Source organism: Kitasatospora sp. NPDC003701, from assembly GCF_053587085.1.
Map to the genome: position 1 here is coordinate 1 of NZ_JBSFNM010000053.1, position 18653 is coordinate 18653.

An 18653-nucleotide genomic window follows, 5' to 3' on the forward strand; every position below is an offset into this window, starting at 1 on the left:
TTCTGGTTGCGGGTGGCGAGAATCAGACGGGTGGACATGAACCCACCCTAACCGGACGTCAGCCGGTGCAGACCTGGGTGAGGTTGCCGGCGGCGTCGCCGAGCGGCTTGAGGTCGGGGACCTGCTTGTTGTTGACGGCCTGCTGGACCTTGTCGACCTGGGTGTTGAGGTCGGTGATGGCCTTCGACACGTCGGTGTTCTTGGAGTTCTTGCCGAGGTCGTCGAGGTCGTTCTTCAACTTCTGCAGGGCCTGGCCGGCGGCGGCCGAGTCGTTGCTCGCGTTGTTGAAGGCGGTGGTGACGTCGCTGATGTCGCCGGTGATGCGGACCGCGGTGTTGCCGCAGTCGAGCGCCTTCTGGGCGGCCGAGCAACTGACCGCGCTGAGCGGGAGGATGGCGATCAGGCCGGCCACGGCGAGGGTGGCGGGGCGGGCGATGCTCTGGGGCATCCGGTCCTCCTGGGTGCGCGGGTTCCGGAACAGGAGGACGCGCGCCGAGGGGTGCGCGGTTCCCGCAACGGGGGTGCTGCGGGAACCGTAAGGGCTCCGGGCCCGGCCTGTACAGCGGCGGCGCCGCGGTTCGGCCGTGCGCGGAGCCCTTCGGGCACCGACGGGGGGATCAGCCCTCCAGGGCCTTGCGCTGGATCTCGTCCAGCTCGGCGCAGCCGAGGGTGCCGAGGTCGAGGAGCTGGTCGAGCAGGGCGCGGTCGAAGGGGGCGCCTTCGGCGGTGCCCTGGACCTCGACGAAGCGGCCGTCGGAGGTGCAGACGATGTTCATGTCGGTCTCGGCGCGGACGTCCTCCTCGTAGCGGAGGTCGAGCATGGGGACGCCGTCGATGATGCCGACGCTGACGGCGCTGACGCCGCCGGTGATGGGCTGGCCCTTGGCGCGGAGGATCTTCTTCTCGCGGGCCCAGGCGACGGCGTCGACGAGGGCGACGTAGGCGCCGGTGATGGCGGCGGTGCGGGTGCCGCCGTCGGCCTGGAGGACGTCGCAGTCGAGGACGATGGTGTTCTCGGCGAGGGCGCGGTGGTCGATGACGGCGCGCAGCGAGCGGCCGATGAGGCGGCTGATCTCGTGGGTGCGCCCGCCGATGCGGCCCTTGACGGCCTCGCGGTCGCCGCGGGTGTTGGTGGCGCGGGGGAGCATGGAGTACTCGGCGGTGACCCAGCCTTCGCCGCTGCCCTTGCGCCAGCGCGGGACGCCTTCGGTGACGCTGGCGGTGCAGAGCACCTTGGTGTCGCCGTAGGAGATGAGGACGGAGCCTTCGGCGTGCTTGCTCCAGCCCCGCTCGATGGTGATGGGGCGGAGCTGGTCGGGGGTGCGGCCGTCGATGCGTGACATAGGCACCGAGCGTAGTCGGTTCGGTGGGGTGGTCCCGGTAGGCCCCGGCGGGTGTGCGGGGTGCGTGCGGTGGGTCGGTGGGTCTGCCCGGTCGGTCGCGTGCGGTGCCCGAAGGGGCGGGGTGGTGGGGTGGAACGGCGCCGGCCCGCCGTCCCGTGTGACGGGTCGGCGGGCCGGGCGGTGGTGGGCCTGGTGGGCTCAGCTCACATCATGTCTTCGATGTCGGCGGCGATCGGGTCGGCGTCGGTGCCGATGACGACCTGGATCGCGGTGCCCATCTTGACGACGCCGTGGGCGCCGGCGGCCTTCAGCGCGGCCTCGTCGACGAGGGAGGCGTCCTTGACCTCGGTGCGCAGGCGGGTGATGCAGCCTTCGACCTCTTCGATGTTGTCGATGCCGCCCAGACCGGCGACGATCTTCTCAGCCTTGCTGGCCATCTGTTCTCTCCCTCTGTCTCGGCCCGTCGGCTGCTCTGCCGGGTGCCGTCCTGCGCTGTGCCGGGTCCCCCGGCCGTCGGGCCGGGGAGGTCGGTGTCGGTGCTGACGCGGATTCAGTTGACGTCGTGCTGCGCGGCAGCGCGACCAGCATCACCCGGGTAGGACCGATCTGCCACGTTAGTCCACTTTTGGCCCATTCCGGCGCGCATGGTCTGGATCTTCGTCCGAGGATGACGATCAGCGGGGTCTCCGCCCCGGTGCGCGCGGCCTGCCTTCCAAAGTGGTCTACACCAATATATGTGTACTCCGATGAACGCAGGAAGCGCCCCGGGTGTTCCTGAGCCCCGTCCGAGGGTCCCGCAGGGGACCACCGGCCGGCAACTGCTCTCGGAGGGCGAAGGATGAGTTCGGCAGGCGCCACAGCCCCGCAGACCACGTGGTGGCACACCTTCTACGGCGGGCTCCAGAAGATGGGCCGCTCGCTCCAGCTGCCGGTCGCGGTGCTGCCGGCGGCGGGCATCCTCAACCGGCTCGGGCAGCCCGACGTGTTCGGCAAGGACGGGCTCGGCTGGGACGACGTCGCCAAGGTGTTCGCGGCGGCGGGCGGCGCACTGCTGGACTCCTCGCTGGGCCTGCCGATGCTGTTCTGCATCGGCGTCGCGATCGGCATGGCCAAGAAGGCGGACGGCTCCACGGCCCTGGCGGCCGTGGTGGGCTTCCTGGTCTTCTACGCCGTCCTGCACGCCTTCCCGGAGGACTGCAAGCTGCCGACCGTCCTGGTCGGCTCCCAGTGCGTGGACTTCACCTCGGCCAAGTCGGCCGCCGCGACCTACCAGAACCCGGGCGTGCTGGGGGGCATCCTGATCGGCCTGCTGTCGGCCTGGCTCTGGGTGCGCTTCCACCGCACCCGGCTGGTCGACTGGCTGGGCTTCTTCAACGGCCGCCGCCTGGTCCCGATGATCACCGCCGTGGTGGGCATGCTCCTGGCGGTCCTGGCGGTCTGGGCCTGGCCGCCGATCGGCCGGGCCTTCAACGACGTGAGCCAGCAGCTGGCCGACCTGGGCGCGGCCGGCGCCGGCATCTTCGGCGTCGCCAACCGCGTGCTGCTGCTGATCGGCATGCACCAGCTGCTGAACACCTTCGTCTGGTTCCAGTTCGGCGACTACACCAAGGCGGACGGCGTCGTCGTGCACGGCGACATCCCGCGCTTCCTGGCCGGCGACCCGACGGCGGGCCAGTTCACCTCCGGCTTCTTCCCGATCATGATGTTCGCGCTGCCCGCCGCCGCGCTGGCGATGGCGCACGCGGCCAAGCCGCACCGCCGCAAGGAGATCTACGGCCTGATGCTCTCGGTCGGCCTGACGTCCTTCGTGACCGGCGTCACCGAGCCGATCGAGTACTCCTTCGCCTACGTCGCCCCCGCGCTGTACGCGGTGCACGCGCTGCTGACCGGTGCGTCGATGGCGATCACCTGGGCGCTCGGGGTGCACGACGGCTTCAGCTTCTCGGCCGGCCTGATCGACTACGCGATCAACTGGAGCCTGGCCACCAAGCCCTGGATGATCATCCCGATCGGGCTCTGCTTCGCCGCCGTGTACTACGCGCTCTTCCGGTTCATCATCGTGAAATTCGACATGAAAACCCCCGGACGCGAGGACGACGACGAGGTCGAGGACGTGACCAAGGCATAAACCGAGCGTCACCGGACGCGCTCCGAAAAAGGCCCTCGGACCATTGGTCCGAGGGCTTTCGGCATATCCGCAACGGGACGATGGTCCCGATCGGAAATCACTTTCCCCGACCGGTCCGGGAAATTCGGCGGCCGGTCCGCCGGCTGCCCGGCTGCCGGGCCGGCGCCCGGGCCCCGGCGGCCGGGAGCCCTGCCAGGACAGGGCTGCGGCGGTCCGCGCCGCCCACCCGGCCCGGCGGACGGCGTCGAAGGCGGCACCCCGGGCGGGGGGAAGATCACCACCGCCGCGCGGCGCACGGTCCGACAATCCGCCGCCGCGGTCGCGCACCGGTTTCTCCGGGCGGACGGCAGCATCCGTCGAGTCCGGGCGCAATGCGCCGATGAATACCCGGCACCCGATCAGGGGGGTCCGGAACATCACGTCGGCCCGCCGCCGCGATCTCCGCGACCGCCGGGCGGCCCCGGCCGGGCACCCGTGACGGCCGGCGGCGCACCCGGGGCGGCGGCGCCGGGCCGCGCCCCGCACCCCGCCGACCGACCACCGGCCGCCCGCCGGCCGGGGTCGCCACCGACCGGCCGCCGACCCCCGACCGAGCGCCCACTGACCACTCGCCGACGCCCGCCCGGGGGCCGCCGGCCCCGCCGTCGGGCGCCCGGGCCTTTTTGTTGCGCAAATAGCCAAAATCCCAATCACGGCGGGTAATCATGATCGTCGATCCGCAAGTAGGTTTCGATTTCATAGCGCTTCTCACCAGCGGCGCTTTCAGGGGTTCCCCCCCTTCTCCACCCGTGCTACAAAACTGGTCTACACCACGTGTGGTGTAGACCAGTTCGCGGTTCGGCCCCTCTGTGCACCTACCCCCCGACCGACCCGCCCTGCCGTTAGGAACCCACCCCCATGAGTCAGTCTGCGCAGGCACCGGCGCCCGCTGCGGCTCCGGCCACGCCAAGCCCCACCAAGAAGTTCGGCCAGAACCTGCTGCAGGGTCTGCAGAAGATCGGCCGCAGCCTCCAGCTGCCCATCGCCGTTCTCCCGGCCGCCGGTCTGCTGCTGCGCCTCGGCCAGGACGATGTGTTCGGCAAGGACGGCCTCGGCTGGGACAAGGTCGCCGCGGTGTTCAACACCGCCGGCGGCGCCGTCTTCGACAACCTGCCGCTGCTGTTCGCGGTGGGCATCGCGATCGGCTTCGCCAAGAAGGCCGACGGCTCCACCGCGCTCGCGGCCCTCGTCGGCTTCCTGGTGTACAAGAACGTGCTGACCGCCTTCCCGGTCACCGACGCCGTCGTCGCCGACGGCAAGTACACCGCCGCCACCTACCAGAACCCGGGCGTGCTCGGCGGCATCGTGATCGGCCTGCTCTCCGCGGTGCTGTGGCAGAAGTACCACCGCACCCGGCTGGTCGACTGGCTCGGCTTCTTCAACGGCCGCCGCCTCGTCCCGATCATCATGGCCTTCGTCGGCACCGCCGTCGGTGTCGTCTTCGCCCTGACCTGGGGCCCGATCGGCGACGCCATCAAGAGCCTGAACGACACCCTGATCGGCGCGGGCGCGGTCGGCGCGGGCGCGTTCGGCCTGGTCAACCGTGGTCTGCTGCCGGTCGGCATGCACCAGTTCGTGAACTCCTACGCCTGGTTCCAGACCGGTGACTTCACCAAGCCCGACGGCACCGTCGTGCACGGCGACCTGACCCGCTTCTTCGCCGGCGACCCGACCGCCGGACAGTTCATGTCGGGCTTCTTCCCGATCATGATGTTCGCGCTGCCGGCCGCCGCGTTCGCCATCGCCCACACCGCCAAGCCGCACCGCCGCAAGGCCGTCACCGGCATGATGCTGTCGCTGGCGCTGACCTCCTTCGTCACCGGCGTGACCGAGCCGATCGAGTTCTCCTTCGTCTTCATCGCCCCGCTGCTGTACGTCATCCACGCACTGCTGACCGCCGTCTCGATGGCCCTCACCTGGGCCCTCGGCGTGCACGACGGATTCACGTTCTCCGGTGGTCTGATCGACTACCTGCTGGCGTGGAACAAGGCCACCGACCCGTGGATGATCATCCCGCTGGGTCTCGCCTTCGCCGCGCTGTACTACTTCCTCTTCCGCTTCGCGATCGTCAAGTTCGACCTCAAGACCCCCGGTCGCGAGGACGACGAGGAGATCGAGGACGTCACCAAGGCCTGACGCCGAGGTACGACCCCGCAGCACCCCCGGCCCCGCCCCGCCGCCCGCTCCCCCGAGCGGCGGGGCGGGGCCGTCGTGCGTCCCGGCGCGGTCCGCGATCATGGACCGCCCGCTGGGACGACGGTTGACGAACCGACGACATCGCTGGTCAACTGAAGCGGTGAACGCGCCGCGCATCCTGGTCAGCCGCTGCCACATCGACTTCGGTCGTGTGTGGTCGGCCGCGTGTTGCGCCTGAACCGTCCGTTCCCCCCGCCGCCGCCCGGCTGACCTCCCGCCGCGCCCCGGCCCCCGCTTCCCCGCCTCTCGTGTCAGCCCGCACCCGGGCCACCGCCACGTATCCAGCTGCGTTCCGCGCGCAGAACAGCCAAGAAAGCGCGCGCGCACGAGGAAAGTCAAGGCCACGCCATGCCGCGCCAGTTGCACCTGTCCGCCGCCCTCGACAGCCCCGGCCGTTTCGACGCCGGGCACTTCACCGCCCTCGCCCGCCTCGCCGAGCGGGCCTCGCTCGACTTCGTCACCCTCGACGACTCCTTCGCACCCGAGCCGCGCCGGCTCGACGCCCTCGCCACCTTCGCCCGGCTCGCGCCGCAGACCCGGGGGCTCGGCCTGGTCCCGACCGTCACCACCACGCACACCGAGCCGTTCCACACCTCGATCTCGGTCAACTCCCTGGACTGGGTGAGCGAGGGCAGGGCCGGCTGGCTGGTCGGCATCTCCGACACCGAGGCGCAGGCCCGGGCCTTCGGCCGCAAGGGCGTCGCCCCGGCCGACGAGCTCTGGGCCGAGGCCGCCGACGCCGCCGAGGTCGCCGCGCGGCTCTGGGACAGCTGGGAGGACGACGCGGAGATCCGCGACGTGGCCACCGGCCGGTTCATCGACCGGGACAAGCTCCACTACATCGACTTCGAGGGCCCGCACTTCTCGGTGCGCGGCCCCTCCATCACCCCGCGCCCACCGCAGGGCCGGCCGGTCGTCGCGGTGCCGGTCGCCGCCGCGGACCTCGCCCCGGACGCCCCCGCCGGCAGCCGGGCCCGGGTGGAGACGGCCGCCCGGTACGCGGACGTCGTCCTGCTGGACGCCCCCGGCCCGGCGGCCCGGCTGACCGCCGCCACCGCGCTGCGGCTGCGCGCGGGCGAGAGCCTGCGGATCCTCGCCCGGCTCACCGCGGACCTCCCCGACCGCGCCGCGATCACCGCGCTGACCACGGAGATCACCGAGGGCGGGGGCGGCGTCGACGGCTTCCACCTGGTGCCCGCCGACCCGGCCCGGGACCTCGCCGCGGTGGCCGACCACGTCGTCCCGGCGCTGCGCGAGCGCGGTCTGTTCCGCACCGGCTACACCGGCGCCACGCTGCGCGACCACCTCGGCCTGGCCCGCCCGGCCAACCGCTACACCCTCGCCGCCGCCACCACCGCCGGCCCCGGCGCCACCACCGCCGTTCCCGCCGCTCCCGCCGCCCACGCCGAGGTGACCCGATGACGGACCGACCGCTGAAGCAGATCCACCTCGCCGCGCACTTCCCGGGCGTCAACAACACCACGGTCTGGACCGACCCGGCCTCCCGCAGCCAGGTCGAGTTCGCCTCCTTCCGCCACCTCGCGGAAACCGCCGAACGCGGCCGGTTCGACTTCTTCTTCCTCGCCGAGGGCCTGCGGCTGCGCGAGGTCAACGGCCTGATCCACGACCTGGACGTGGTCGGCCGGCCCGAGTCGATCACCGTGCTCGGCGCACTGGCCGCCGTCACCACCCACCTCGGGCTGGCCGCCACCGTCAACGCCACCTTCAACGAACCGTACGAGCTGGCCCGGCGGTTCGCGTCGCTCGACCACCTCTCCGGCGGCCGGTCGGCCTGGAACGTGGTCACCTCCTCGGACGCCTTCACCGGCGAGAACTTCCGCCGCGGCGGCTACCTCGACCGCGCCGACCGGTACACCCGCGCCGCCGAATTCGTCCAGCTGGCCCGGGAGTTCTGGGACGGCGAGCACGTCCGGCACAGCGGCCCGCAGTTCGACGTCGAGGGCCGGCTCTCGCTGCCGCGACCGCCGCAGGGCCACCCGGTGGTGATCCAGGCCGGGGACTCCGACGAGGGCCGGGAGTTCGCCGCCGCCACCGCCGACATCATCTTCAGCCGGCACTCGACCCTCGCCGCCGGCCAGACCTTCCACGCCGACGTCAAGCGCCGGCTGGCCGCGTACGGGCGCAAGCCGGACGAGCTGAAGATCATGCCGGGCGTCACCTACGTGCTGGGCGACACCGAGGACGAGGCGATCGAGCGCGCCGCGGAGATCCGCCGCGCCCAGGTCGGACCGCAGACCACCATCGCCTTCCTGGAGCAGATCTGGGGCATCGACCTGTCCGACCACGACCCGGACGGTCCGCTGCCCACCGTCGACCCGGTGGTCGACAGCACCCTCGTGCAGGGCCGGACCAGGCTCGGGGATCCGCTGGAGATCGCCGCCCGGTGGCGCGCGGTGGCCGCCGAGAAGCAGCTCAGCAGCCGCGAACTGGTGATCGAGGCGACCGGCCGGCAGTCCTTCATCGGCACTCCGGCGACGATCGCCGCGCAGCTCGACGCGTACGTGCAGAACGACGCCGCGGACGGGTTCATCCTCGTCCCGCACCTCACCCCGGGCGGCCTGGACGACTTCGTCGACCAGGTGGTGCCGCTGCTCCAGGAGCGCGGGGTGTTCCGCACCGAGTACACCGGGACGACGCTGCGCGACCACCTCGGCCTGCCCGTCCCCGGGCGGCGCTGAGCCCCGTACCGGGCGGCGCCGCGCCGTACCGACCGGCCCCGGGCGGCCCGCCCGGGGCCGGTGTCAGATCCGGCCGAGGCGGGCCGCGTGGACGCCGGCCTGGAAGCGGCTCTCCGCGCCCAGGTCGGCGGTCAGCTCGGCGACCAGCCGGCGCACCGTCCGCTCGGAGACCTCCAGCTTCCGGGCGATCGCCGCATCGGTCAGCCCGGCCGCGAGCAGCCGCAGCACGACGATGTGACGATCCGTCATCGCCTCTGTGCCGGCGAGGAGTTCCGGGGGCGTCCAGGCCGCCGACCAGAAGTACTCGAACAGCTCCGCCACCAGGGCGACCAGGGCCGGCTCACGAATCACCACCGCCGCGTCGGCGACCGGGGCGTCCCCGCCGGGGCCGGCGCCCGGGGCGGGCAGGATCGCCAGCCGGGCGTCGACCACGATCAGCCAGAGCGGCAGCGAGTGCGCGGCCCTGATCCGGGCACCGGCCCCGGTCAGTTCGCGGACGTGCGCGAGCACGGCGGGGCGGCGCAGCGCGGCGGCCGGGTAGATGGTGCGCAGGGTGGCGCCGTGGGCGAGGGCGAGCCGTTCGCGGGCGAGCTTGCCGGCCAGGGCGGGGCCGGAGAGGTCCTGGCCGGGCCGCAGGGAGAGGGCTTCGGTGCGGGCGCCGCGGGCGGCGTCCTCCAGCAGGGCGGCGATCCGGTCGGCGCCGCGGACGAGTTCGAGCGCGGTGCCGCTGTGGTGGCGGTGCTGGATCGGCAGGTAGCCGGTGTGCAGGCGGTCGACGGTGTCGCGGGCGCGTTCCAGGGCGGCGACGAGGTCGGTGACGTGGGTGTCCGTGTCGAGCAGGAGTTGGCGGACGGCGGTGTCGACGGAGACGGCGGCGTGCCCGCCGGCCCGGGCGGCGGTGGGCTGGAGCAGGCCGAGGGTGCGGAGTTCGGCGGTGGCGGCGGCCAGGCGGCGCTCGTCCCAGTCGGGGCCGAGGGCGGCGGGCGGGTGCCCGGGTTCGGCGAGCAGGCGGGCGTAGAGGCGGGTGGCGTCGCTCTCGGCGGGGCTCCCCGCGTTCTCGGTGGGCTCCATCGGCGCAGCGTAGTGAGGCCGGGCGCGGGCGGGGCGGGGTTTCCGAGGAGCGAGACGGCCGTTCGGTTCCGGTCCCGGTCATGTCCGGTTCCGGCCGGGCCGGGGTGGCTGACCTGCGGCGCGGCGGTGGTCAGGATGGGCCGCATGGCTCTTCCCGAGGCTTCGACGATCTGGTTGGACGGCGCGCTGGTGCCCTGGCAGCAGGCGCGGACGCATGTGCTGACGCACGGCCTGCACTACGGCACGGGGGTGTTGGAGGGTACCCGGGTGTTCGCGACGGCGGACGGCCCGGCGGTGTTCCGGCTGCCCGAGCACCTGCGCCGGCTGGAGCGCAGTGCGCGCATGCTGCGGATGGAACTCCCGTACGGTGTGGAGGATCTGGCCAGGGCGACGGTCGAGCTGGTGCGGGTGAACGGGCACCGGTCGTGCTATCTGCGGCACTTCGCGTTCCTGGGGTACGGCTCGATGGGCCTGGACATGCGCTCCTCCCCCACCACGACGGCGATCGCGAGTTGGGAGTGGCACTCGCAGCTGCCGGACGGGGGTGGCGGGATCAGGGTGAAGACGAGCAGTTGGCGGCGGAACGACCCGAACGCGGTGCCGCCGGCGGCGAAGGCGACGGGGCCGTACCTGAACTCGGTGCTGGCCCGCCGGGAGGCGACCGACGCCGGGTACGACGAGGCGCTGCTGCTGGGGTCGGACGGTTCGGTGAGCGAGTGCACCGGCGAGAACGTGTTCGTGGTGCGCGACGGGGTGCTGCGGACGCCGCCGGCGAGTGCGGGGGCGCTGGAGGGGATCACCCAGGACACGGTGCTGGAGCTGGCCGCCGGGCTGGGGGTGCCGGCCCGGGTGGAGGGTCTGCTGCGCTCGGACCTGTACGCGGCGGACGAGGTGTTCCTGTGCGGGACGGCGGCCGGGGTGGTGCCGGTGCGCTCGCTGGACGACCGGGAGCTGCCCGCCGCGCCCGGTCCGGTCACCGGGCGGTTGCGGGCGGCGTACGAGGCGGCGGTCTCGGGTGCCGATCCGCGCTACCGGCACTGGCTGACGCCGGTGGGCTGAGCGTTCAGAGCTCGTAGACGGCGCCGGCCCGGGCGACGTCGACGGGGCCGGTGAAGGCGGCGGCGGCGTCCCGGCGGTTGTGTTCGGCGTCGGTCCACGGCGGGATGTGGGTGAGGACGAGGCGGCGGGCGCGGGCGGCGGTGGCGTGTTCGCCGGCCTCGCGGCCGTTGAGGTGGACGGCCCGGTAGGTGTCGCGGCCGTCGATGTAGGCGGCTTCGCAGAGGAAGAGGTCGCTGTCGCGGGCGAGTTCGACGAGTGCGGCGCTCTCCCCGGTGTCGCCGGAGTAGACGAGGCTGCGGCCGGCGTGTTCGAGCCGGAAGGCGAAGGCATCGACGGGGTGGTTGACCTGGGCGACCTCGATCCGGAACGGGCCGAGGTCGAAGGCTCCGGGGGTGAGGGTGCGGAAGTCGAAGACCTCCTTCATGCCGGGGTTCTCGGGCATGTCGTAGGCGCGGGCCATCCGCTCGGCGGTGCCGGCCGGTCCGTAGACGGGCATCGGGTCGGGGCAGCCCTCGGCCCGGTAGTTGCGGGCGACCCAGTAGGCGCAGAGGTCGACGCAGTGGTCGGCGTGCAGGTGGCTGAGCAGGACGGCGTCGACCTCGTAGAGGCTGACGTACTTCTGCAGGGCGCCGAGGGCGCCGTTGCCGAGGTCGAGCACCACGCGGTAGCCGTCGGCCTCCACGAGGTAGCTGGAGCACGGCGAGTCGGCGGACGGGAAGCTCCCCGAGCACCCCACCACGGTCAGTTTCATCCGAGCCCCTCCGCCCCGACACGTCCTGGCTGCTGCTGGTCAATGGCAGTACCCGCCGGTGAACCGGCGGGTAGCACTGCGTTCGCGTGTCGAGAGTAAGGGCGGAGGGGCACTTTGCCCCCGTCTCCGTGCCGCGCTGTGGCTGGAATCACCAGAACGCCGGGGGGCGGGGGCGGTGCGGTGGTTCAGCGGTGGCCGGGGCGCCGGCGGGCCCAGGCCTTGATCGTGTCGGGGTGCCAGCGGGGGTGTCCGCCGCCGTCGATGACGTCGGGGTCGGGGAGCAGGCCGTGTCGGCGGTAGTTGCGGACGGTCTCCGGCTGGACGTTGATGTGGCGGGCGATCTCGGCGTAGGACCACAGGTCGGTGCTGCGGCTCACGGGTCACCTCCGGATGCAGGGGGACGTGCGTGATCAGCTTTCCGGGCGCGGGGGCGGGCTCGAGCGCAGAACGGACTCCGTGGTCATTCCGTGACGAACCGGGAGCAGGGAACGGACAAATGCCCGACTGTCACAGCCGTCACGGTGGTGGGGGCGGGCGCGTGCCGGGTACGGTCTGGCGCATGACTGGCTTCTGGGTGCTCCTGGCCGTGGCGGGTGTCGCCGTCCTGGCCTTCGTCGTGTCGGTGCTGGTCCGGCGGGCGCGCGGCGCGTCGGCTCCGGCCCGGCCGGAGCCGGGGCGGCGTCCGGCGAAGGGCCGCCCGGGCCCGGCGCCGCAGGAGATCTGGTGGGCCGAGGTGCCGTTCGAGGACGGCCCCGGGGCGAAGGACCGCCCCTGCCTGGTGCTGCGGGTGAGCGGGCGTACCGCGACCGTCGCGAAGATCACCAGCAAGCACCACGCGGAGCGGCCGGGCGTGCTGCCGCTGCCGCCCGGCTCGGTGGGCGACCGTCAGGGGCGGACCAGCTGGCTGGAGACCGACGAGCTGCGCGAGGTGCCGCTCTCGGCGTTCCGCCGCCGGGCCGGCGTGGTGGACCGGCAGATCTGGGCCCGCGCGCAGCGCGCCCTCTCCTCCTGAGCGGCCGGGGCCGTCAGGCCCAGAGCTGGCCCTGGAGCGCCTCGACCGCGGCCTCGGTCGACTCGGCGGTGTAGATGCCGGTGGAGAGGTACTTCCAGCCTCCGTCGGCGACGACGAAGACGATGTCGGCCCGCTCGGCGGCCAGGGCGGCCTTGCGGCCGACGCCGATGGCGGCGTGCAGGATGGCGCCGGTGGAGACGCCGGCGAAGATGCCCTCCTGCTGGAGGAGTTCGCGGGTGCGGCGGACGGCGTCGGCGGAGCCGACCGAGAAGCGGGTGGTGAGCACCTCGGCGTCGTACAGCTCGGGGACGAAGCCCTCGTCGAGGTTGCGCAGGCCGTAGACCAGGTCGTCGTAGCGGGGTTCGGCGGCGACGATCCGCACGCCGGGCACCTTCTCGCGCAGGAACCGGCCGACGCCCATCAGGGTGCCGGTGGTGCCGAGGCCGGCCACGAAGTGGGTGACGGAGGGCAGGTCGGCGAGGATCTCGGGGCCGGTGGTGGTGTAGTGGGCGCCGGCGTTGTCGGGGTTGCCGTACTGGTAGAGCATCACCCAGTCGGGGTGCTCGGCGGCGATCTCCTTGGCGATCCGCACCGCGGTGTTGGAGCCGCCGGCGGCCGGTGAGGGGATGATCTCGGCGCCCCACATGCGCAGCAGTTCGCGGCGTTCCTCGCTGGTGTTCTCGGGCATCACGCAGACCATCCGGTAGCCCTTGAGCTTGGCGGCCATGGCGAGCGAGATGCCGGTGTTGCCGCTGGTGGGCTCCAGGATGGTGCAGCCGGGGGTGAGCAGCCCGGCGGCCTCGGCGCGCTCGATCATGTGCAGCGCCGGGCGGTCCTTGATGGAGCCGGTGGGGTTGCGGTCCTCCAGCTTGGCCCAGAGGGTGACCAGGCCGTCGGTGTTGCCGGGGACGGCGGCGGAGAGTCGGGGCAGGCGGACCAGCGGGGTGTTGCCGACGGCTTCGAGCGGGCTGTCGTAACGCAAGGGGTGCCTCCGGCAACGGCGGTGAGGGTCGGGTGCGGCGGCCCTCCCGCCCGCGCGGCCGGCGGGCGGGAGGGCCGGAGGTCAGCGGGCGCCGCCGGCCACGGCGGGCAGGATGGTGACGCTGTCGCCGTCGGCGAGGGCGGTGGAGATGCCCTCCAGGAAGCGGACGTCCTCGTCGTTGAGGTAGACGTTGACGAAGCGGCGCAGCTCGCCGCCGTCCAGCAGGCGGGCGGCGATGCCCGGGTGGCGGGCGTCGAGGTCCTGGAAGAGTTCCCCGAGGTTGCTGCCGGTGCCCTCGACGGCCTTGGCGCCGTCGGTGTAGGTGCGGAGGATGGTCGGGATGCGGACCTCGATGGCCATGGGTGCGCTCCTGTGCGGGTCGTGAGGTGGGTGGGCCGCAGCGGTCGCGGCAGGGCGGGTCGGGCCCGGTGCGCAGGGCGTGCGGCGGGCCCGGTCGGGCGGCTCAGCGCGAGCGCGCCGGCGTGCCGGGACAGATCGCACTGGCGAGCCGGCACAGGTCGACGTGCAGGCGCGCCACGAGGCGGGTGCCCGGGGCCTGGGTGCTCACATCGACGGAACGCATGGGCTCATCGTATAGATTCCCGGGCTCGCTCCGACATGCCCGTCTCGGGATCCGGATGTTTCCGTTTCTGCTGCTGAGACGACACGGGCCCGCCGCCGTCTCCCGGACGGTGGCGGGCCGCGCCCAGGGGGGTGCGGGTCAGGGCTGGTAGGCCTCGACGACCTGGACGTCTTCTTCTGTGATCGCGCCGTCCACGATGCGGAACGAGCGGAACTGGTACGGGTCGTCCGGGCCGTTGCCGTCGGCGGTGGAGACCAGGACGTAGTGGGCGAACGGCTCGGAGGCGTAGCTCACGTCGGTGCGCGACGGGTAGGCCTCGGTCGCGGTGTGCGAGTGGTAGACGATCACGGGCTCCTCGTCCCGGTCGTCCATCTCGCGGTAGAGCTTCAGCAGGTCGCCCGAGTCGAACTCGTAGAAGGTGGGCGAGCGGGCGGCGTTGAGCATCGGGACGAACCGCTCGGGCCGTCCGCTGCCGGCCGGTCCGGCGACCACGCCACAGGCCTCGTCCGGGTGGTCGGCGCGGGCGTGGGCGACGATGGCGTCGCGCAGTTCTCGGGTGATGGTCAGCATGCGGTCAGGATAGCCACGCCCCGGCGGGTGTCCGCCGGGGCGTCCACGGCGCGGCCGGCGGGCGTCTCAGTGGGTGTCGCCCGCGCCGTTGCGGGCGTGCAGGTGGTCGTGGGCGACGGCGTGGACGGCCTGCGGGCTGCGGCGCTTGAGCACCTGGTAGCCGACGACGAGCAGGACGGCCCAGCCGGGGAAGACGTACAGCGAGATCCGGCTGTCCTTGTCGATCGCGATCAGCACGACCACCAGGGCGAGGAAGGCGAGCGCGGCCCAGCTGCTCCAGAGGCCGCCGGGGGCCTTGAAGCTCGGCGGCGGCAGGTGCCCGCCCCTCCAGGCCTTCCGGTAGCGGATCTGGCAGATCAGGATCATCGCCCAGGTCCAGAGGCCGCAGACGGTGGCCACCGAGGTGATGTACTCGAACGCCTTGGCCGGGACGAGGTAGTTGAGCACCACGCCGACGCCCATCAGCATGCTGGAGAGGGTGATCGCGACGGCGGGGCTGCGGTGGGAGTTGAGCTTGGTGAGCCGCCCGGGGGCCTGACCGCGCAGGGCGAGGTCGCGCAGCATCCGGCCGGTGGAGTACATGCCGGAGTTGCAGGAGGAGAGCGCGGCGGTGAGCACCACGAAGTTGATGATGCCGGCCGCGGCGGGGATGCCGATCTTGCCGAAGGCGGCGACGAACGGGCTGACGCCGGGCTGGAATTCGGTCCACGGCACGAGCGAGAGGATGATCACCAGGGCGCCGATGTAGAAGAGCGCGATCCGCCAGGGCAGCGTGTTGATGGCGCGCGGCAGGGTCTTCTGCGGGTTCTCGCTCTCGCCGGCGGTGACGCCGACCAGTTCGACGCCGAGGTAGGCGAACATGACGATCTGCAGCGTCATCACGGTGGCGCCGATCCCCTTGGGGAAGAAGCCGCCGTCGTCCCACAGGTTGGTGATCGACGCGGTGTCACCGGCGTCGCTGAAGCCGAGGGTGAGCACGCCGATGCCGATCAGGATCATGCCGATGATGGCGGTGACCTTGACCATCGAGAACCAGAACTCGATCTCGCCGAACAGCTTCACCGAGATCAGGTTGGCCCCGTAGAGGATGACCAGGAAGGTGAGCGCGCTGAGCCACTGCGGGATGTCGGGCGCCCAGAACTTCACGTAGACGGCCGCGGCGGTGGTCTCCGCCATGCCGGTGACCACCCAGAACAGCCAGTACGTCCAGCCGGTCACGAAGCCGGCGAAGGGGCCGAGGAACTCCCGGGCGTACTCGGCGAAGCTGCCGGAGACCGGGCGGTAGGTGAGCAGTTCGCCGAGGGCCCGCATGATCACGAAGATCGCCACGCCGGCGACGGCGTAGGAGAGGATCAGGCTCGGTCCGGACTTGGAGATCGCGGTGCCGGCGCCGAGGAAGAGCCCGGTGCCGATGGCGCCGCCGATGGCGATCATCTGGATCTGTCGACTGCCCAGACCCCGCTCGTAGCCCTCCTCGTCCGGTTTGGTGTCGACCACTTCGTCGTAGATCTGCTCGGCCATGGTGCACCGTCCTGGGTGGGTCTCGTGGGGTGGAGCAGTCGTACCACGCAGGTTCCGGATAGCGGTGTTCATCTGAGCGATATTTGAGCATGTCCTCATATGATTTCGCCCGTTTTGAACGGAAAAGCCGTGACCCCCCGTCCGCATGCTGGACGGGGGGTCACGGCGGCCCGGGAGCGGGGCAGGATTCAGTCCGCGATCGCCTCCAGCAGCGACTCCTGCAGGGCGCCCAGCCACAGGTAGGCCATCACCAGCGGCTTGCGCTCGTCGGTGTCCGGCAGGTCGTACAGGCCCTGCTCGTCCTCCTCCGCGACCTCCAGCCGCACGCCCAGGGTCAGCCGCAGGTCGTTGAGCGCGCCCAGCCAGCGCAGGCCGTCGGCGGCGGCCAGCTTGAGCACGCCGCCCTCGCCGCCGAGCCCGTCCAGCGCGCGGACCACCTGCAGCGCGTCCTCGCGCTTGCGGGCGCGCAGGTCCAGCTCGGTGTAGCGGCGGAACTCCCGGGCGGCCTCCCTGGTCTCGGCGTCGTCCGGCTTCTCCGGGTCGCCGTAGGCATCGGGGAAGAGCCGGGCCAGCGCCGGGTCGGCGGGGGCCTCGCTCGGGCCCTCGGCGAACAGCGCGGCGAGCGGGTCGCTCGTGTCCCCGCCCGGGCCCGGTCCGATCAGCTCCAGCATCTGCACCTCCAGGGAGCGCAGGATGGAGGCCTCCAGCTCGTCCAGCGCGATCGCCGCGCTCCCGCCGCCGGCACTCTCGAACAACCCAGCCATCTGTATCGGTCAGCCCGTCTTCGTCGTCTTCGGTGGGGTGCGGGGCGCGGTTCGCGGGTCAGTCGTGCTGCAGCGTGGCCCAGAGGCCGTAGCCGTGCATCGCCTGCACATCGCGCTCCATCTCCTCGCGGGATCCGCTGGAGACCACCGCCCGGCCCTTGCTGTGCACCTCCATCATGAGCTTCCGGGCCTTGTCCTTCGGGTAGCCGAAGTAGGCCTGGAACACGTACTGGACGTAGCTCATCAGGTTGACCGGGTCGTTGTGCACGATGGTCACCCAGGGCGTGTCCGGCTCCGCCACCGGTAGGCCTTCGACCTCCGGGCGCTCGATCTCCACGGGCGCGACACTCAACGCTGGGTCCTCCTCGCCGTTCTTCCCGCACATACCCCTTCAGCCCCCATGCTGCCATCCGGGGGACCTCCGGGCGATTCCGGCCCGGGGCGCCGCGACGCCTCCGACGAGAAATCGTCAAACTGACGCTAAGTGGTAGTAGCATCATCCCCATGGACGCCACTTCAGTGCGCGCGGCCGGTTCGACCGCGCTCCTCACCGACCGCTACGAGCTCACCATGTTGCAGGCCGCCCTGCGCAGCGGAGCCGCGCACCGCCGCTCCGTCTTCGAGGTGTTCACCCGCCGCCTGCCGAGCGGCCGCCGCTACGGCGTGATGGCCGGCACCGGGCGGGTCCTGGACGCCGTCGAGAACTTCCGCTTCACCAGCGCGCAGCTCGACTGGCTGGCCGGCCAGGGCGTGGTCGAGGACGACACCCTGCGCTTCCTGGCCGACTACCGGTTCACCGGCGACATCCACGGCTACCCGGAGGGCGAGGTCTACTTCCCCGGTTCGCCGCTGCTCACCGTCGAGGGCAGCTTCGCCGAGGGGGTGATCCTGGAGACGGTGATCCTCTCGATCCTCAACCACGACTCGGCGATCGCCGCCGCCGCCTCCCGGATGACCGCCGCCGCCGGCGGGCGCCCGTGCATCGAGATGGGCGCCCGGCGCGCCCACGAGCAGGCCGCCGTGGCCGCCGCCCGCGCCGCGTACGTGGCCGGCTTCGCCGCCACCTCCGACCTGGAGGCCGGCTTCACCTACGACATCCCGACCACCGGCACCGCCGCCCACGCCTTCACCCTGGTGCACGACAGCGAGCGGGACGCGTTCCAGGCGCAGATCGCCTCGATGGGCCGGGGCACCACCCTGCTGGTCGACACCTTCGACCTGCGCGAGGCCGTCCGCACCGCTGTCGAGGTGGCCGGCCCCGAGCTCGGCGCGGTGCGGATCGACTCCGGCGACCTCACGCTGCTGGCCCACCGGGTCCGCCGCCAGCTGGACGAGCTCGGCGCCCACAAGACAAGGATCATCGTCACCTCGGACCTGGACGAGTACGCGATCGCCGCGCTGGCCGCCGCCCCGGTGGACGGCTACGGCGTCGGCACCAGTCTGGTCACCGGCAGCGGCCACCCGACCTGCGCGATGGTCTACAAGCTGGTCGCCCGCGCCGAGGTGCCGCAGGGCCCGCTGGTGCCGGTCGCCAAGCGCGCGGCGGGCGGCAAGACCAGCGTCGGCGGCCGCAAGTGGGCGGCCCGCCGGCCCGACCAGGACGGCGTCGCGGAGGCCGAGGTGGTCGGCACCGGGCCGATCCCGGCCGAGCTGGAGCCGCACCTCCTGCACGTGCCGCTGGTGCGGGCCGGCGAGGTGGTCGGCCGGGAGCCGCTGACCGCGGCGCGCGAGCGGCACGTCCGGGCCCGGGCGGGGCTGCCGCTGTCGGCCACCCAACTGTCCAAGGGCGACCCGGTCCTGCCGACCGAACTGATCGTCTGACCGCCGGAGGCGGGGGCCCGCCGGGCCGGGGGCGCGGGGCCCGGGTGCTCCCCGGGCCTTCCGCCCCCGGGTGCCACTGCCTACAGTCGACCGTAGAGTTCCCAACGGACGCGC

The 18653-nt window shown here is 72.4% G+C and carries 20 protein-coding genes; 7 read left to right on the forward strand and 13 right to left on the reverse strand.

Annotated elements, in window-relative coordinates:
* Positions 1 to 58 precede the first annotated feature (58 nt).
* The 3 genes from ACWDRR_RS33940 to ACWDRR_RS33950 form a co-directional block, all read right to left on the reverse strand.
* The gene (locus ACWDRR_RS33940; protein WP_380575732.1) at positions 59 to 448 is read right to left on the reverse strand and encodes a hypothetical protein; all 390 of its coding nucleotides are present in this window, start codon (positions 446 to 448) and stop codon (positions 59 to 61) included.
* 169 nt (positions 449 to 617) lie between these two features.
* Complete coding sequence (gene rph / locus ACWDRR_RS33945; protein WP_449776107.1) at positions 618 to 1343, reverse strand: ribonuclease PH; 726 nt, start codon at positions 1341 to 1343, stop codon at positions 618 to 620.
* 203 nt (positions 1344 to 1546) lie between these two features.
* Positions 1547 to 1780, reverse strand: coding sequence for a glucose PTS transporter subunit EIIB (locus ACWDRR_RS33950; protein WP_030060521.1), 234 nt, complete (start codon positions 1778 to 1780; stop codon positions 1547 to 1549).
* 401 nt (positions 1781 to 2181) lie between these two features.
* Here ACWDRR_RS33950 and ACWDRR_RS33955 point away from each other — a divergent pair, with 401 nt between their 5' ends.
* From ACWDRR_RS33955 to ACWDRR_RS33970, 4 genes are all read left to right on the forward strand, one after another.
* Positions 2182 to 3471, forward strand: a complete 1290-nt coding sequence (locus tag ACWDRR_RS33955; protein WP_449776108.1) for a PTS transporter subunit EIIC — start codon at positions 2182 to 2184, stop codon at positions 3469 to 3471.
* A gap of 897 nt (positions 3472 to 4368) precedes the next feature.
* On the forward strand, positions 4369 to 5646 hold the full coding sequence (locus tag ACWDRR_RS33960; protein ID WP_449776109.1) for a PTS transporter subunit EIIC: 1278 nt from the start codon (positions 4369 to 4371) through the stop codon (positions 5644 to 5646).
* A gap of 408 nt (positions 5647 to 6054) precedes the next feature.
* Positions 6055 to 7128: an LLM class flavin-dependent oxidoreductase gene (locus ACWDRR_RS33965; RefSeq protein WP_449776110.1), complete on the forward strand. Its 1074-nt coding sequence runs from the start codon at positions 6055 to 6057 to the stop codon at positions 7126 to 7128.
* A complete protein-coding gene (locus ACWDRR_RS33970) occupies positions 7125 to 8405 on the forward strand; it encodes an LLM class flavin-dependent oxidoreductase (protein ID WP_449776111.1) in 1281 nt (426 codons plus the stop codon). Before ACWDRR_RS33965 ends, ACWDRR_RS33970 begins: the two co-directional genes overlap by 4 nt.
* A gap of 63 nt (positions 8406 to 8468) precedes the next feature.
* Here the strand turns inward: ACWDRR_RS33970 and ACWDRR_RS33975 are convergent, their stop codons facing one another.
* Complete coding sequence (locus ACWDRR_RS33975) at positions 8469 to 9476, reverse strand: LuxR C-terminal-related transcriptional regulator (protein WP_449776112.1); 1008 nt, start codon at positions 9474 to 9476, stop codon at positions 8469 to 8471.
* 144 nt (positions 9477 to 9620) lie between these two features.
* Between ACWDRR_RS33975 and ACWDRR_RS33980 the strand changes: the two genes are divergently transcribed.
* On the forward strand, positions 9621 to 10535 hold the full coding sequence (locus ACWDRR_RS33980) for a branched-chain amino acid transaminase (protein ID WP_449776113.1): 915 nt from the start codon (positions 9621 to 9623) through the stop codon (positions 10533 to 10535).
* A gap of 4 nt (positions 10536 to 10539) precedes the next feature.
* On the opposite strand, the gene ACWDRR_RS33985 is transcribed toward ACWDRR_RS33980, so the two are convergent.
* Entirely contained in the window at positions 10540 to 11286 is a 747-nt protein-coding gene (locus ACWDRR_RS33985) for an MBL fold metallo-hydrolase (protein ID WP_449776114.1), read from the reverse strand.
* Positions 11287 to 11471: 185 nt separating this feature from the next.
* Positions 11472 to 11663 carry a helix-turn-helix transcriptional regulator gene (locus ACWDRR_RS33990; protein ID WP_449776115.1) on the reverse strand — a complete coding sequence of 64 codons (192 nt, stop codon included), beginning with the start codon at positions 11661 to 11663 and terminating at the stop codon, positions 11472 to 11474.
* A 182-nt stretch (positions 11664 to 11845) separates the two neighbouring features.
* On the opposite strand from ACWDRR_RS33990, the gene ACWDRR_RS33995 reads away from it, so the two are divergent.
* Positions 11846 to 12298 carry a type II toxin-antitoxin system PemK/MazF family toxin gene (locus ACWDRR_RS33995; protein ID WP_449776116.1) on the forward strand — a complete coding sequence of 151 codons (453 nt, stop codon included), beginning with the start codon at positions 11846 to 11848 and terminating at the stop codon, positions 12296 to 12298.
* A gap of 13 nt (positions 12299 to 12311) precedes the next feature.
* Here ACWDRR_RS33995 and ACWDRR_RS34000 read toward each other — a convergent pair whose 3' ends face one another.
* From ACWDRR_RS34000 to clpS, 7 genes are all read right to left on the reverse strand, one after another.
* Positions 12312 to 13280: a PLP-dependent cysteine synthase family protein gene (locus tag ACWDRR_RS34000; protein ID WP_449776117.1), complete on the reverse strand. Its 969-nt coding sequence runs from the start codon at positions 13278 to 13280 to the stop codon at positions 12312 to 12314.
* 81 nt (positions 13281 to 13361) lie between these two features.
* Complete coding sequence (locus tag ACWDRR_RS34005; protein ID WP_030394231.1) at positions 13362 to 13640, reverse strand: MoaD/ThiS family protein; 279 nt, start codon at positions 13638 to 13640, stop codon at positions 13362 to 13364.
* A gap of 103 nt (positions 13641 to 13743) precedes the next feature.
* A complete protein-coding gene (locus ACWDRR_RS34010; RefSeq protein ID WP_327677307.1) occupies positions 13744 to 13863 on the reverse strand; it encodes a putative leader peptide in 120 nt (39 codons plus the stop codon).
* Between the two features lie 138 nt (positions 13864 to 14001).
* Complete coding sequence (locus ACWDRR_RS34015) at positions 14002 to 14433, reverse strand: M67 family metallopeptidase (RefSeq protein ID WP_329487837.1); 432 nt, start codon at positions 14431 to 14433, stop codon at positions 14002 to 14004.
* Between the two features lie 66 nt (positions 14434 to 14499).
* Entirely contained in the window at positions 14500 to 15954 is a 1455-nt protein-coding gene (locus tag ACWDRR_RS34020) for an amino acid permease (RefSeq protein WP_449776118.1), read from the reverse strand.
* 188 nt (positions 15955 to 16142) lie between these two features.
* Positions 16143 to 16718 (reverse strand): DUF2017 domain-containing protein, encoded by a 576-nt coding sequence (locus ACWDRR_RS34025; protein WP_449776119.1) that lies wholly within the window; start codon positions 16716 to 16718, stop codon positions 16143 to 16145.
* 58 nt (positions 16719 to 16776) lie between these two features.
* A complete protein-coding gene (clpS, locus tag ACWDRR_RS34030) occupies positions 16777 to 17070 on the reverse strand; it encodes an ATP-dependent Clp protease adapter ClpS (RefSeq protein ID WP_329487840.1) in 294 nt (97 codons plus the stop codon).
* Positions 17071 to 17222: 152 nt separating this feature from the next.
* On the opposite strand from clpS, the gene ACWDRR_RS34035 reads away from it, so the two are divergent.
* On the forward strand, positions 17223 to 18539 hold the full coding sequence (locus tag ACWDRR_RS34035) for a nicotinate phosphoribosyltransferase (protein WP_449776120.1): 1317 nt from the start codon (positions 17223 to 17225) through the stop codon (positions 18537 to 18539).
* The last annotated feature ends 114 nt before the right edge of the window (positions 18540 to 18653 follow it).

Excerpts from the sequence above, each read along its gene's own strand:
- ACWDRR_RS33940 (WP_380575732.1), bottom strand. The coding sequence starts at position 448 with ATGCCCCAGAGCATCGCCCGCCCCGCCACCCTCGCCGTGGCCGGCCTG.
- rph (WP_449776107.1), bottom strand. The coding sequence starts at position 1,343 with ATGTCACGCATCGACGGCCGCACCCCCGACCAGCTCCGCCCCATCACC.
- ACWDRR_RS33950 (WP_030060521.1), bottom strand. The coding sequence starts at position 1,780 with ATGGCCAGCAAGGCTGAGAAGATCGTCGCCGGTCTGGGCGGCATCGAC.
- ACWDRR_RS33955 (WP_449776108.1), top strand. The coding sequence starts at position 2,182 with ATGAGTTCGGCAGGCGCCACAGCCCCGCAGACCACGTGGTGGCACACC.
- ACWDRR_RS33960 (WP_449776109.1), top strand. The coding sequence starts at position 4,369 with ATGAGTCAGTCTGCGCAGGCACCGGCGCCCGCTGCGGCTCCGGCCACG.
- ACWDRR_RS33965 (WP_449776110.1), top strand. The coding sequence starts at position 6,055 with ATGCCGCGCCAGTTGCACCTGTCCGCCGCCCTCGACAGCCCCGGCCGT.
- ACWDRR_RS33970 (WP_449776111.1), top strand. The coding sequence starts at position 7,125 with ATGACGGACCGACCGCTGAAGCAGATCCACCTCGCCGCGCACTTCCCG.
- ACWDRR_RS33975 (WP_449776112.1), bottom strand. The coding sequence starts at position 9,476 with ATGGAGCCCACCGAGAACGCGGGGAGCCCCGCCGAGAGCGACGCCACC.
- ACWDRR_RS33980 (WP_449776113.1), top strand. The coding sequence starts at position 9,621 with ATGGCTCTTCCCGAGGCTTCGACGATCTGGTTGGACGGCGCGCTGGTG.
- ACWDRR_RS33985 (WP_449776114.1), bottom strand. The coding sequence starts at position 11,286 with ATGAAACTGACCGTGGTGGGGTGCTCGGGGAGCTTCCCGTCCGCCGAC.
- ACWDRR_RS33995 (WP_449776116.1), top strand. The coding sequence starts at position 11,846 with ATGACTGGCTTCTGGGTGCTCCTGGCCGTGGCGGGTGTCGCCGTCCTG.
- ACWDRR_RS34005 (WP_030394231.1), bottom strand. The coding sequence starts at position 13,640 with ATGGCCATCGAGGTCCGCATCCCGACCATCCTCCGCACCTACACCGAC.
- ACWDRR_RS34010 (WP_327677307.1), bottom strand. The coding sequence starts at position 13,863 with ATGCGTTCCGTCGATGTGAGCACCCAGGCCCCGGGCACCCGCCTCGTG.
- ACWDRR_RS34015 (WP_329487837.1), bottom strand. The coding sequence starts at position 14,433 with ATGCTGACCATCACCCGAGAACTGCGCGACGCCATCGTCGCCCACGCC.
- ACWDRR_RS34020 (WP_449776118.1), bottom strand. The coding sequence starts at position 15,954 with ATGGCCGAGCAGATCTACGACGAAGTGGTCGACACCAAACCGGACGAG.
- ACWDRR_RS34025 (WP_449776119.1), bottom strand. The coding sequence starts at position 16,718 with ATGGCTGGGTTGTTCGAGAGTGCCGGCGGCGGGAGCGCGGCGATCGCG.
- ACWDRR_RS34035 (WP_449776120.1), top strand. The coding sequence starts at position 17,223 with ATGGACGCCACTTCAGTGCGCGCGGCCGGTTCGACCGCGCTCCTCACC.